This window comes from Priestia sp. 10L35 (assembly GCF_056395685.1).
In genome coordinates this window covers 988,976-1,000,898 of record NZ_JBFTKA010000001.1, presented here as the reverse complement: position 1 = coordinate 1,000,898, position 11,923 = coordinate 988,976, and the positions used below count along the sequence as shown (strand labels likewise).

The 11,923-nt window shown below is 39.0% G+C and carries 13 protein-coding genes and 1 pseudogene; 4 read left to right on the top strand and 10 right to left on the bottom strand.

The window, feature by feature from the left end; all coding sequences use genetic code 11:
• From AC1DEF_RS05115 to AC1DEF_RS05105, 3 genes are all read right to left on the bottom strand, one after another.
• On the bottom strand, positions 1 to 201 hold the full coding sequence (locus tag AC1DEF_RS05115) for a hypothetical protein (RefSeq protein ID WP_097823167.1): 201 nt from the start codon (positions 199 to 201) through the stop codon (positions 1 to 3).
• A gap of 18 nt (positions 202 to 219) precedes the next feature.
• On the bottom strand, positions 220 to 567 hold the full coding sequence (locus AC1DEF_RS05110) for a DUF2642 domain-containing protein (RefSeq protein ID WP_097823168.1): 348 nt from the start codon (positions 565 to 567) through the stop codon (positions 220 to 222).
• A gap of 246 nt (positions 568 to 813) precedes the next feature.
• Positions 814 to 1,488, bottom strand: a complete 675-nt coding sequence (locus tag AC1DEF_RS05105; protein ID WP_097823169.1) for a C40 family peptidase — start codon at positions 1,486 to 1,488, stop codon at positions 814 to 816.
• 185 nt (positions 1,489 to 1,673) lie between these two features.
• Between AC1DEF_RS05105 and AC1DEF_RS05100 the strand changes: the two genes are divergently transcribed.
• Positions 1,674 to 2,963, top strand: coding sequence for a globin-coupled sensor protein (locus tag AC1DEF_RS05100; RefSeq protein ID WP_097823170.1), 1,290 nt, complete (start codon positions 1,674 to 1,676; stop codon positions 2,961 to 2,963).
• A gap of 40 nt (positions 2,964 to 3,003) precedes the next feature.
• Here the strand turns inward: AC1DEF_RS05100 and AC1DEF_RS05095 are convergent, their stop codons facing one another.
• The 3 genes from AC1DEF_RS05095 to AC1DEF_RS05085 all read right to left on the bottom strand — a co-directional run bounded on the left by AC1DEF_RS05095 (position 3,004) and on the right by AC1DEF_RS05085 (position 5,094).
• On the bottom strand, positions 3,004 to 3,537 hold the full coding sequence (locus tag AC1DEF_RS05095) for an HTH-type transcriptional regulator Hpr (RefSeq protein WP_013084563.1): 534 nt from the start codon (positions 3,535 to 3,537) through the stop codon (positions 3,004 to 3,006).
• 196 nt (positions 3,538 to 3,733) lie between these two features.
• Positions 3,734 to 4,597, bottom strand: a complete 864-nt coding sequence (gene rsiV, locus AC1DEF_RS05090) for an anti-sigma-V factor RsiV (protein WP_043978433.1) — start codon at positions 4,595 to 4,597, stop codon at positions 3,734 to 3,736.
• On the bottom strand, positions 4,594 to 5,094 hold the full coding sequence (locus AC1DEF_RS05085; RefSeq protein ID WP_043978734.1) for an RNA polymerase sigma factor: 501 nt from the start codon (positions 5,092 to 5,094) through the stop codon (positions 4,594 to 4,596). Before AC1DEF_RS05085 ends, rsiV begins: the two co-directional genes overlap by 4 nt.
• A gap of 158 nt (positions 5,095 to 5,252) precedes the next feature.
• On the opposite strand from AC1DEF_RS05085, the gene AC1DEF_RS05080 reads away from it, so the two are divergent.
• Positions 5,253 to 6,662, top strand: coding sequence for a polysaccharide deacetylase family protein (locus tag AC1DEF_RS05080; RefSeq protein WP_097823172.1), 1,410 nt, complete (start codon positions 5,253 to 5,255; stop codon positions 6,660 to 6,662).
• A gap of 28 nt (positions 6,663 to 6,690) precedes the next feature.
• Here the strand turns inward: AC1DEF_RS05080 and AC1DEF_RS05075 are convergent.
• Positions 6,691 to 7,017 (bottom strand): annotated as a pseudogene (locus AC1DEF_RS05075) (GerAB/ArcD/ProY family transporter); the annotation flags it as partial.
• A 313-nt stretch (positions 7,018 to 7,330) separates the two neighbouring features.
• Here AC1DEF_RS05075 and AC1DEF_RS05070 point away from each other — a divergent pair.
• The gene (locus AC1DEF_RS05070; protein ID WP_097823173.1) at positions 7,331 to 7,555 is read left to right on the top strand and encodes a YczF family membrane protein; all 225 of its coding nucleotides are present in this window, start codon (positions 7,331 to 7,333) and stop codon (positions 7,553 to 7,555) included.
• 164 nt (positions 7,556 to 7,719) lie between these two features.
• A complete protein-coding gene (locus AC1DEF_RS05065) occupies positions 7,720 to 8,895 on the top strand; it encodes a hypothetical protein (RefSeq protein ID WP_097823174.1) in 1,176 nt (391 codons plus the stop codon).
• 51 nt (positions 8,896 to 8,946) lie between these two features.
• On the opposite strand, the gene AC1DEF_RS05060 is transcribed toward AC1DEF_RS05065, so the two are convergent.
• From AC1DEF_RS05060 to AC1DEF_RS05050, 3 genes are all read right to left on the bottom strand, one after another.
• Positions 8,947 to 10,380, bottom strand: a complete 1,434-nt coding sequence (locus AC1DEF_RS05060; RefSeq protein WP_043978423.1) for an amino acid permease — start codon at positions 10,378 to 10,380, stop codon at positions 8,947 to 8,949.
• Between the two features lie 232 nt (positions 10,381 to 10,612).
• The gene (gene rocF / locus AC1DEF_RS05055; protein WP_097824387.1) at positions 10,613 to 11,512 is read right to left on the bottom strand and encodes an arginase; all 900 of its coding nucleotides are present in this window, start codon (positions 11,510 to 11,512) and stop codon (positions 10,613 to 10,615) included.
• A gap of 90 nt (positions 11,513 to 11,602) precedes the next feature.
• On the bottom strand, positions 11,603 to 11,803 hold the full coding sequence (locus tag AC1DEF_RS05050) for a hypothetical protein (RefSeq protein WP_141425881.1): 201 nt from the start codon (positions 11,801 to 11,803) through the stop codon (positions 11,603 to 11,605).
• Between the last annotated feature and the right edge of the window lie 120 nt (positions 11,804 to 11,923).

Here is an 11,923-nt window from a genome sequence, read left to right as displayed (position 1 = left end):
TCACTCAACTCCGTTAAAAATTCGAACATACGTAATGGCTACTAGTGGAATTGTTACGTCCGTTGGCTCACCATATGAGCTTGATGTACGCACAACAGCCGCTGCGTCCGTAACAGCAAGCAGTGTTCCATTAATAACGTCAATAGCTGTGATAATTTGCACAAATGAACCCACATTTTCTCTTAATGCATCTTGAAACATACTTTTCTCTCCTTTCGTTTAAGCACTTTGAATAGTGACAATGCTTGTAAATGGCAGTAATACCGTTGATGTGGAAGACTCTATCAATTCTAAATAGTTATCCCCAACAAACGTCACGACGCCCTCAAGCGGACCAGCCGTTGTTTCAATTACAACTTCTTGTCCGATATACTGCTTAGCAATTTCTTTAAAAGGTGATTCTTGAGCTTCTTTAATAATACTGATCACATATTCTTTAAACGTGTCGGAATAAACAACGTCTTCTACTGCTTTTTTTGTGTTTTCCTGAATAAATTCAGCAAATCGATTGGAAAACAACAGATGTCTTATCCTTTCTACATAGCGACGGTAACAACAAAAAAACATAAAGTTTGTTCCTCCTTTTTATACTGCTATCCCTTCAAATTACCTACAACAATTGACGCAACCTGAGAGATTACTTTATCAATATATACAAGCTGTATCAGAAAGGTGACAGAACTTTTGTCGTATTTCCATACAAATACGCACTTGACTAGCCCATTTTGTATAGGATAATCCCCTACCTACTGAAACCAATATAAAAAAGACAAAGCCCTCAGGCTTTGCCTTTTTTATTTATTAAATGATAAATCAGTTAGCTGCAATACGCTTTGCTCCTATATAGCGCTCTTTCCAATAGCTTGAATTTTTATCGCTAATTGTCACGCCTTTAGAAGACGATGCGTTAATAAATTTTCCGTCTCCAAGATAAATGCCTGCATGAGAAGGACCTTCTTTGTACGTTTCAAAGAACACAAGATCTCCTACCTGCGGTTCACTTACATTTTCACCTGCTTTATAGATATCTTCAACCTTTCTGGGAATATCAACGCCTACGCTTTCTTTATATACATACTGAAGATATCCGCTGCAGTCAAATCCTGAAGGTGTAGTGCCGCCCCATTTGTACGGCGTGCCCATTAAGGATTTTGCTTTGCTGATTACTTTATCCGTATTCACTTCCGATTCGCCTTCTACAACGCCGCCTTTACCTAATGCATTGTATGTATTCTCTCCAACAACTCCATCTGCTTCTAGGTTATGTTTCTCTTGAAAAGCCATAACCGCTTTTTTCGTTTCATAATTAAAATAACGCGATACTTCGCCTTTTAAAAATCCTTTATCTTTTAACACCGTTTTAACTTGTTCAACATCATCATTTGTCATCCCTTGTTTTAAAACCGTGTCGCCAAACGCAGCGTGTCCCATTGCCGGACTTGCAAATAAAGCTCCTCCTACAAGAAGCGCCGATAGCATTTTTTTCATTTCGTTTCCTCCCCGAATCATGTTTTAAGCACCGTACAACCATACCATCTGCGGATAACAATTCAATTAATAGAAGATAACAATTTGATAACAATCTTCTTAAACAGCCTCAACTCTTGGATGTAAAACGCCGAAATATAAGAAGAAGAGAAAAACAACTATTCTAGCAAATAAAGGTGATAAACATGAATTGGTTTAAACGAAACAAAGCGCACGCCGAAGCAGCCGCTGTCGAATCCATCACTGTAAAGCTTCATGTATCGGACCCGATGATAAAAAAGCAGATTAACATGATTTCCTTAACAGCAGAGGATCTCGAACGGATTGCCAGATTTCAAGTTCACGCGCTGAATGCCATCGAAGAGATCGTGAACGATTTTTACAAAGCTATTGGTGAACAGGCCCATTTGGTTGCGATTATCGAAAAGAACAGCAGCGTCCATGCATTAAAACAAACGTTAAAGCGGCATATTTTAGAAATGTTTGATGGACAAATAGATGATGCTTTTGTGGTAAAACGTCAAAAAATTTCCAAGATGCACGTTAAAATTGGACTTGAGCCAAACTGGTATTTGTGCGCATTTCAAAATTTATTTACGTCGCTTCTTTCAGTATGTGAACGTAGGATGGAATCAAAAGAAGAATGTCTGGCTTTTATTGCAAGTATGACAAAGCTTATTAGTCTAGAACAGCAAATTGTGTTAAAAGCCTATGAGCTTGAATATGACGAGCAGCGCGCTGGACTTCAGACTCAAAAAGAGAAAATTCAGCTAGAAATCTCTCGTACATCATCTATCCTTTCTTCGCTATCTGAAGAAACGAAGACATTTATGAATCAAATGCACAACCAGTCCTCTGACGTCGTTTCTTATGCAAACAAAAGCTCTGAACTAGCAGAAGTCATTGAGAAAGAATCCGTTACGAGTCAAGCAAAATTAAAAGAAGAACAAAACATGCTGGGAAGCATACAAAAAAATACGTCGCTCATTCAAAACAAAATGAAAACGCTCGAACATACATCACAGCAAATTCATCAAATCGTTTCGATTGTTACTTCTATTGCGGAGCAAACGAATTTATTAGCATTAAACGCTTCGATTGAGTCTGCTCGAGCGGGCGAGCATGGAAAAGGATTTGCAGTGGTGGCACAGGAAGTACGGAAGCTTGCAGAAGAAACGAAGAAATCTATTGCTAATATTTCCACTTTTATCGGAGACATTCAAAAACAAATCGAAAGCGTCTCGGCGCTAGGCGGAGAAGTCGCTACATTAACAAAAGATACGGCTGACAATATGAACAACATTACTTCTTTTTTCACGAACGTTCTTAGCATAACAACCGAGAACAAACAGCAAACCGTGCTAACCAAAAAAGAGCTTGAAAAAATAGCGGATGTAATGAAGCAACTGTCTCTGCGAATTGAGAAGATGGCCCATTCCTCAGAAGAACTTGAACGGTTAACTGAAAAAAGTTGATATGCAAAAAAGCCTTCTCAGCTTGCACAAGAAGGCTTTTTTATTTTTTCAAGCTAGCAGCGGGCTCTTGAGAAGAACGTTCGATAAACTGGACAAAATCTTCTCCGTATATGCTTCGAATCAGAGCCGTCAGCTCAACAAAGTCAGGCAGCTCTCCGTAAACATCTCGAAGCGGCATTGCTCCTTGAAACAAAGGATTTTCAAGAGGATTATAATCCTCGAGCGTTTTTAAAAACATCTTTTTTCCTTCTTCTGTGAGCTGTACGTATGTATTCCGCTTATCTTTCTCATTTTTAGAAAGGGTAAGATAGCCCCGCAAGTGCAATTTTTTTGCAAAGTTAAAAGCTGTGGATAAATGCATGACGCCTAGCTTTGAAATGTCAGTCATCGATGCAATTTCCAGCTGATAAGCAATCCCCAAAATGTGATGCTCATTAATGCTCAGATCGTACGGCTTAACCCACTGCTCCCAATCCTTTTCAGTAGACTTCCAAAGAGCTTTGCTTACTTGCATCACAAGCTGATTAAACAGCATGGCATCTTTAATCGTATCTTGATTTAACGTGCGTTTCACCTCTTCACTTCCTCTCTAGAAATGCAACCGTTCACATCATTTTCCCGTAAGACTTTATAAACAAAAAGGATGAAAATATATACAAAATATTATACATGATTGCTTATATATTTCAACTTATTTTGCATAAAAATAAATTTAAACGTTTCTTTATGTAAAAAAACAGGCGTGAACGTTCAGCGTTCACACCTGTTTTTTAATGAATATACCGTTTACCAACCAGAAGGTTTGAAATAACGTCCGTTGGAATTTCAAACTCAACGTTTCCCATATATCCTGGGGCGACTTTATATTTATCAAATACAATTCTAAGCTTGTGATCTTTCGTAATGTAGAAGCTTTGATTCTCAGCAATCTCTTTAAAAGGATCCATATCTTCTTCAGTCAGCCAGTAGATTTTGCCTTCTTCATGTTTCATTTGATCTTTCATTTGCTGTTTAATATTTTCACTAATGACCTTTATATAGCTTTTATCTTTGAACAAACTTGGAAGCGTGACGAGCACTTCATGTTTTTTATCAATCGTGTCGTACTGATTGACGCTCGACGTTGAAGCTCTCGATTCTTCCACATATCGATGAACCACAAGCAAATCATCGGTATCCGTCATAATATCATAGCCGCTGCTGACAGCCACGTTTCCTTTCTCTCCTTTTTGTAATGTTTTCATCTCTTTTTTAAACTGTTCATACAGCTGCTCGTTTTCTTTTATATACTTTTCATTCAAGCTTGTTTGAAGACCTTTGTTTTCCAAGCCTGAAATCGATGGTGTTTTCACGTCAATACGAGAATGCTTTTCTTCTTGCTTTAGTTCATCAAATGTGATCACTTCTACCACTTTTCCAATTACAGGAATTTTCGCCATTGCATTTGCCGCGTCTGGACTCACATTCACCGTTGTGATAAAAATAACCGCTGCTGCGGCAATTGCGCTCGGCCAAATATAGGATTTCTTTTTACGAGGATGTGAAGAAAGTGCCTTTGCAACAACATCATCTAATTCCTCAGGAATAGGAATGTCATGATACTGCTTCTTTAACTTTTCTATTTTTTCATTCATTGTTCTAAGTCCTCCTCCGTCATCTTAATCCGCAACAGGTTCAACCCTCTATAGAGCCTTGTCTTTACCGTGTTTACATTTTCCTCAATGATTTCCGCAATTTCGTCCATTTTTAAATCTTCGAAAAACCGCAGAATAATAATGGTTTTATATTTAACCGGCAGGTGATCCATTGCTTGCTTTAAATCGATATCTTCATACTGGTCTTCACGTCCGCTGCTCAAGTACTCAAGCGCTTCATCGTCCATAAGCGTTAAACGTTTATGCTTGCGCAGGAAATCGATTGCTGTTCGTACAACAATTTTATAAAGCCAGCTTTTAATCGATTGAATATCCTTGATAGTGTCTATTGAAATGAGTGCTTTTTTAATCGATTCTTGCATAATATCAAGCGCATCTTCTTGATTTTTTACATAGCTGAAAGCAAGCCGGTAAAAATCCTCTTTATGCTCGGTTATGCACGCTACGAGCATCTGATGTGCATCATGTTTTTTCATCATCTTTCATACCCTTCTATTTTCTCTTGCTGAAGTACATCTATAAGGTAGACGGAATGAGTAGAAAAATAGTTTGGTTTTTTTTAAAAAAAGTAAAACTAAATGATGGTCTCATGCGTCTATTAGGTAGATTTATATAAAAAGGGGAATATTACCACATGAAAACCATGGGCTACAAACGTATTTTGACACTGCTTGGATGCTGTATTTTGTTTCTTGGTACAGCAGGGTATATCGTCAAAGCAAACAGTACAGAGAAAAAAACGGCAAGTATTCAAACAGATCAAACCTATCCAAACGTTGAAATTCAAACGCTAGTGAAAGACCTTACCGACGGAGGCTATGCTATTAGCTACCCTTCCTTTGGTAAAAAAGAAATCGATCAATCTATTCAAGCTTACGTAACAGATCAAGTGGCACACTATGAAAAAAAGCTAAAGAAGCAGTCAAAAAAGAAAAAATCTGAATTAACGATTACATATAAAATCGTCCATTACAGCAAGCAAACGCTAAGCGTTGTCTTTGATGAATATGAATCTGTAAATGGAGAGAAAGGAACGTCTTCTCTCAAAACCTTTACCTTTGACCTGCCTGCTCAAAAACAAATGACGTTAAAGAATTTATTTAAAGAAAATGCAAACTATTTAGATCGCCTTTCGGCTATTTCATATGCTGAATTAAAAAAACAAATGAAAACAGCTGATTTTGACCCGGACCTTCAAAAAGGAACTCAGGCAGCTAATCAAAATTTCAGTCAGTTTGCGCTGCTTGAAAACAGTATTGTGATCTATTTTAAGCCTTATCAGCTAGGTGCTGAACAAACAAAAACCAAAACAATCGCTATCCAAAAAGATTTATTTAAAGACGTGCTGAGCGATGCTTACAAAGACGAAGCAGCAAATAAAAATAAAGTCAAGGAAACGCCTCCAAAACATATCGTTAACGAAATGCCGCAGCAAGGAGCGCCTATTGATCCAACTAAAAAAGTCGTTGCGATGACCTTTGATGACGGACCTAACCCTGCATCTACCAATGTGATTTTAGATGGATTAAAAGAAGTGAACGGGCACGCTACCTTTTTTGTGTTAGGAAGCCGCGTTCAATATTATCCTGAAATAATCGAACGTATGGTCAAGGAAGGCAACGAAGTTGGAAATCACTCTTGGGATCATCCTCAGCTCACACGTTTGAACGAAGCCCAGGTCAAACACCAAATAGGCGATACCCAAGCGCTCATTAAACAAGTGAGCGGCTATGAACCACTGCACGTACGCCCTCCTTATGGAGCCGTCAACGCAAATGTAAGACGTTATATCGGAAATGTTGGCGTGACTCTATGGGATATCGATCCCGAAGACTGGAAATATAGAAACGTTCCTCACTCCGTTCAAGCGGTTATGAGCCAAGTCGGAGACGGAAAAGTTATTTTAATGCATGATATTTACCAAACAAGCGCCGAAGCAGCGGTTGAAATTATGAAGCAGCTTCACGCACAAGGGTATCAGCTTGTTACGATTTCACAGCTAGAACAAGTAAAAAAAGAGCGGGAGCAGCTGCATGTGCAGTAGCAGATAGCAGACGAACGCGCTGCAGCCATTAGGATGGCTGCAGCGCGTTTGTTTTTTTCATGCGATGTTTAATAAATGCTATACAGAGCAGCGTAAACGGAATCACTACGTGAAAAGGGATAAAAAGCAACACCGGCATAATCGTTAGCCCTTCTTTTAAATGCTCTTGAAAATTACTTGCAATCGTCAAAGAAAAAAATAAAATCACCGTGCCCACAGGATATGTCAGCGCAGAAGGTCGTTTCACCTTAAACAGTGTGGAAAGTCCAACAATCACGGCGTAAAAAAAGACGCTGATTTTAACAAATCCTCCGATGACTAATGCAATCATAAAAAACACGTCCAGCCGTTCTAGCTATTACTTCAAATCCTTTGTGCACCGTATAAATAATTAACAGCATCAGCATCACATTCATTACAAATAAAGGACTGTCGCTTGTTCCTCTGACGCCGAACCTTCTGTTTCCTTTGTATTGTCTTTGCTTTTTTTATTTTTAAATAAAGAAGGCACGATTAAAAACACCTTTCTTTTCTTTTTTTAGCTTTTTCCAAATAAATGCTTTGTATGCAATTTTTAATAGAGCAATCAAAGCGTAAGACAAAAAAAATAACAAAAACTATCGGTAGAATGTTTTCAAGAAAAAAAACAAAAACGGAGAGTGAGACGTATGAAAATCGTTTGGATATCAGCTTTGCTGTTAGGATGCTTAATGGGATTTTCTATCGGAGTGGATATGATACAAGGATTTAGTTTTTCCATGGCCGTGCAAAATGCCTATAGTCCGTTTCGGGTTATGGAGTTCGCTGAACTATTTGTCCTTTTGTTCTGTTTTGTAGCTGAAGTATTTTATCGTTCATTTAAAGTGAAAAAAGCAAAACAGCGACAAAAATAAAACTCTGTAAAAAACACATATTTCTCCTTTTTACCACCTATTCTCCTTCTCATTTAAATGTTATAATTTTCATAATTGGAAAAACTTTTACACGCCTTTCTACATGGAAAGCTGTACGCTTAAACTACAAAATAAACATTGACTTTGAACTAAAAGGTGAAGAAATGATGAAAAAAAAATTAGCCGTTATTAGTACAGCTTGCTTACTTATTCTTGCAAGTGATCCCATCCCTTCTTATGCTACTCCCGATTCCCCGGACTCCTCTTCCGACGTTTTGGACCAGTCAACAGACGTGGATACAACTGAAGATGTAAAAGCAATTTTTGACTCCCTCTATCAAGAAGGCTATTCGCTTGGAGAAGAAGATGGATACGCACAGAAAAAATTCGAACAGTTTGATCAAACAACAGGACTGGACAAATCTTCTGAAGAATTCACGTGGTTTATGATGGGGTATACGGTAGGATATAAAAAAGGACAGCAGCAAAAAGAGGAAGAACTCAAGACTGAACAAGAAAATGAAATGGCTGCCGGCGAAGAGGAAGGCTATCAGCAAGGCGTCCTTGATTACAAACATGCTACTATTCAGTCAGAAATCGACCCTTTTCCTTCTAAGTCATCCGACTGGAATAAAGGGTATGTTCAAGGCTACAAAAAAGCTATTTCTTTAATGGACTTATCTGTTAAAGCAAAAAAAGAAGGCTATGACCGAGGTCTTGAAAATGATTCAATGAGTGTTCCGAGCATGTATGATGATGAGGATGTCACACGTCAGGCTTTTACAGAAGGCTTTGAAACCGCTCAAGCCGAAGTGCTGAAGCAGCAAAAAAAGCAGTTTGAAAAGCAGGGCTACGTACAAGGCTATCACGTCCTTTCATTAGAAGTACCTGCAGAAGCAGAAGGCGAATTGCAAACAGCCTTTGAGCAAGGATATGAAAAAGGACAGAAACAAAAGCAAAAAGACGTAAAAGCAGACGGATACGACTCAGCTTTCACTTATCAGACCTATAGAGCGCCTAAAAGTCTTCAGGACAAGCCCGAGCTAGAAAAATGGTACAAAGCAGGTTTTTATTCGAATAAAGATGTGAAATCTTTACAGCAAAAAGCTTATAAAGACGGCTGGAAACTCGGAAAAGAAGTGAGCGTTCCCAGAAAATACAAGCAAAATAAAGCTGCGGTGGCAATGTACAAGAAATATTTTGAGCAAGGCCAAAAAAAGCAGGATAAAACAGTGAGTCATATCCTGCTCGGCAGCGGTATTGTTCTTACACTGGTTGCTCTTATCACACTATGGAGGCTCCGCCGACGTAAAAATGAAGACACAACACTAGATAGCTAAAAACGAGTACATAAAAAACCCGGAAAATCGTGATTTTCCGGGTTTTTTATGTTAAATAATCATTCGTTTATTTTCCGCAAGCTGAACTTCTTGCTCTTGTTTTGACTGATTTTGTTTTCGAATTTTCAAATAATAATAAACATAGCAGCCTATAAAGAAAATACCTCCGCAGTATAACGCCATTCGCTGCTCGGGATCAAACGCAAGACTGATCATAACGATACAGTTCGTAATAAGCGCTACGATAGGAAGAACCGGATAAAGAGGTGTTCTAAATTTCAGATCTTCCACTTTTCCACCTTTAGCCACGTAAGCACGACGAAATGCAAGCAGTGAAGCGGTAATCGCAATCCAGCCAATTTGAGCACCGAGTCCAGCGAGTGAAATCAGCCATACAAAAACGGTTTTAGCTGCCACTACGCTTGAAAGCAGCGAAAAACATGAAATCACAAGCGTAATTAATAGTGCATTAAACGGAACTCCTCTTTTGTTAACTTTTCCAAGCGCAGGACTTGCCATTCCTTCTCTTGAAAGAGAATAAAGCATACGTGTAGCCGCGTAAAATCCAGAGTTTGCGACTGAAAGAAGAGCTGTTAAAATGATAAAGTTCATAATATCCGCCGCGTAAGGTACACCTACACTGTCTAACACAACAACAAATGGGCTTTCTACGACGCCTGCTTTTTCACGAGGAATCATGCTTGCTAGGACAAACACGGATAAGACGAAAAAGAAAAGCGTACGCCAAACCGTTTGCTTAATCGCTTTTGGAATTGTTTTTTCTGGATTTTCACTTTCCCCTGCCGCAATTCCAATCAATTCTGTTCCTTGGAACGAAAAGTTCACCGTAATCATTGTAATCAGCAAAGCAGTTACGCCATTTGGAAACAGCCCTTCGGCAAAGAAGTTTGATAGAAGCGGTGCTTCCTGTCCGCTTTTCATATCAATGAGTCCAAACATTGCCGCTCCGCCTACAACAATAAACATAATGATGGCGAAAATTTTAACGCTTGAAAACCAAAATTCTGTTTCACCAAATGCTTTAGCTGAAAGTGCATTTAGTGAAAAAATTAACGCTCCAAAAATGGCGCACCATAACCAAACGGGCGAGTCTGGGAACCATCTTTGCATTAATTGTCCGGCAGCTAAGAACTCAAGCGCCACCGTTACTGCCCATCCTAGCCAGTACAGCCATCCAATCGCAAAACCGGTTGCAGGGCCGATAAATTTAGTGGAGTACGTTTGAAACGATCCTGCAACTGGCATAGCAACGGATAATTCTCCAAGACACAGCATCGTTAGATACATAATGATCCCTCCTACTAAGTAGGAAATCATTGCTCCCATCGGACCTGCTTCATTGATGGTATAACCTGAACCAAGGAAAAAACCGGTACCAATACATCCCCCTAGTGATATCATAAAAAGATGCCTTGTTTTCATCGTTCTTTTTAATTCTCCTGGCTGTCCCTGTGGAATATTCATCCCATTTCCTCCCTTTGCTGCATAAAAATGAAATCGCTTTCATTTTTTTAGGTTTATTTTGTTTTTATAGCCGCTTACTAGGTAGCTCTTCATGGCTGAAGTCCATTAATGCCGGATGTTTTTCAAATGGCGCCAGCCCCGTAGCGAGGATGGCAGCCGCTTAGCCCTGCATGAACGTTTATTAGATCATAACAGATTTTCTTCTACACGATACCTATTAAGTAGCTCTTTCTTATAAAAGCTTATCGCCAAACAATGAACTCATTAACGCAACCGCTACTTCTGCAGTTTTGTTATGCTGATCTAAAATGGGGTTCACTTCTACAAATTCAGCAGATGTAACCATGTCTGCTTCCGCTAGCATTTCCATTGCTAAATGACTTTCTCGGTAGCTGATGCCGCCTTTTACAGGTGTACCTACGCCTGGTGCATCATCCGGATCTAAGCCGTCTAAGTCCAGCGACAGGTGCACGCCGTCTGTACCGCTTAAATAATCAATCGTTTCTTTCATCACTTGCGTCATACCTAAACGATCAATTTCATGCATGGTATACACTTTAATTCCTTTTTCTTTAATTAACTCTTTTTCACCATCATCCAATGAGCGTGCACCGATAATAACTAGATTTTCAGGTTTAATTTTTGGGGTATACCCTCCAATATTTAAAAGTACAGGATGTCCAATACCAAGGCTCACCGCTAACGGCATGCCGTGAATATTGCCTGATGGAGATGTTTCAGCGGTGTTTAAATCACCATGAGCATCATACCAAATAACGCCTAAATTTTCTGAACCTTTCGCGACTCCTGCAAGCGTTCCAATTGCAATGCTGTGGTCTCCGCCTAATATTAACGGAAAGCGGTCTTGCTCTCTCACTTCTCCAACTCGTGCAGCAAGCTGTTCATTTCCGCTGGCTACAGCCGCTAAGTTTTTCAAATTCGTATTTTTATCTACGTCTGCCCGCTCTTTAATTTCTACTTTAATATCGCCTTCATCGTGTACGGTATAGCCAAGAGCTTCTAAGCGTGTATTCATGCCTGCATAGCGAATCGCGCTCGGCCCCATGTCTACACCCCTTCTTGTTTGTCCGTAATCCATGGGTACACCGATAATTGAAATGTCTTTTTTCATTTTCTATACCTCCGTTGCATTTTATTTTGTGTGAAGTAAACATAGGTGTTTATTTAACTATGTATTTTTTTCATTGATACAGCCCCTCATCTATTTCTTATGCAAAAATGATGCCAACTTTGTTTGTAGCATTCTATCAGTCTTTTTATCACGGGTTTTCTTACATGCGCCAAAAAAACTGTCGATTTCTACAACTTTTTGGCAAAACACGCCAATTTTTTTGTCGTTTGGTTTAAAATCGCCAATTTTATTTGCTTTCATAAAAAAGAGATGCGACATAATAAATTCCATTCAACAGCTAGAAGTAACTACACACAGAAAACCTACATTTGTCATACCCATAAAAAAATCCGAACGAGTTGGATTCTTCATCAAGAATCTCAATTCATCGTTCGGATTTTTCTTCACCTA

Bases quoted from the DNA above. Each gene is read 5' to 3' on its own strand.
- AC1DEF_RS05115 (WP_097823167.1), bottom strand. From the start codon at position 201: ATGTTTCAAGATGCATTAAGAGAAAATGTGGGTTCATTTGTGCAAATT.
- AC1DEF_RS05110 (WP_097823168.1), bottom strand. From the start codon at position 567: ATGTTTTTTTGTTGTTACCGTCGCTATGTAGAAAGGATAAGACATCTG.
- AC1DEF_RS05105 (WP_097823169.1), bottom strand. From the start codon at position 1,488: ATGAAAAAAATGCTATCGGCGCTTCTTGTAGGAGGAGCTTTATTTGCA.
- AC1DEF_RS05100 (WP_097823170.1), top strand. From the start codon at position 1,674: ATGAATTGGTTTAAACGAAACAAAGCGCACGCCGAAGCAGCCGCTGTC.
- rsiV (WP_043978433.1), bottom strand. From the start codon at position 4,597: ATGAATGAAAAAATAGAAAAGTTAAAGAAGCAGTATCATGACATTCCT.
- AC1DEF_RS05085 (WP_043978734.1), bottom strand. From the start codon at position 5,094: ATGAAAAAACATGATGCACATCAGATGCTCGTAGCGTGCATAACCGAG.
- AC1DEF_RS05080 (WP_097823172.1), top strand. From the start codon at position 5,253: ATGAAAACCATGGGCTACAAACGTATTTTGACACTGCTTGGATGCTGT.
- AC1DEF_RS05070 (WP_097823173.1), top strand. From the start codon at position 7,331: ATGAAAATCGTTTGGATATCAGCTTTGCTGTTAGGATGCTTAATGGGA.
- AC1DEF_RS05065 (WP_097823174.1), top strand. From the start codon at position 7,720: ATGATGAAAAAAAAATTAGCCGTTATTAGTACAGCTTGCTTACTTATT.
- AC1DEF_RS05060 (WP_043978423.1), bottom strand. From the start codon at position 10,380: ATGAATATTCCACAGGGACAGCCAGGAGAATTAAAAAGAACGATGAAA.
- rocF (WP_097824387.1), bottom strand. From the start codon at position 11,512: ATGAAAAAAGACATTTCAATTATCGGTGTACCCATGGATTACGGACAA.
- AC1DEF_RS05050 (WP_141425881.1), bottom strand. From the start codon at position 11,803: ATGGAATTTATTATGTCGCATCTCTTTTTTATGAAAGCAAATAAAATT.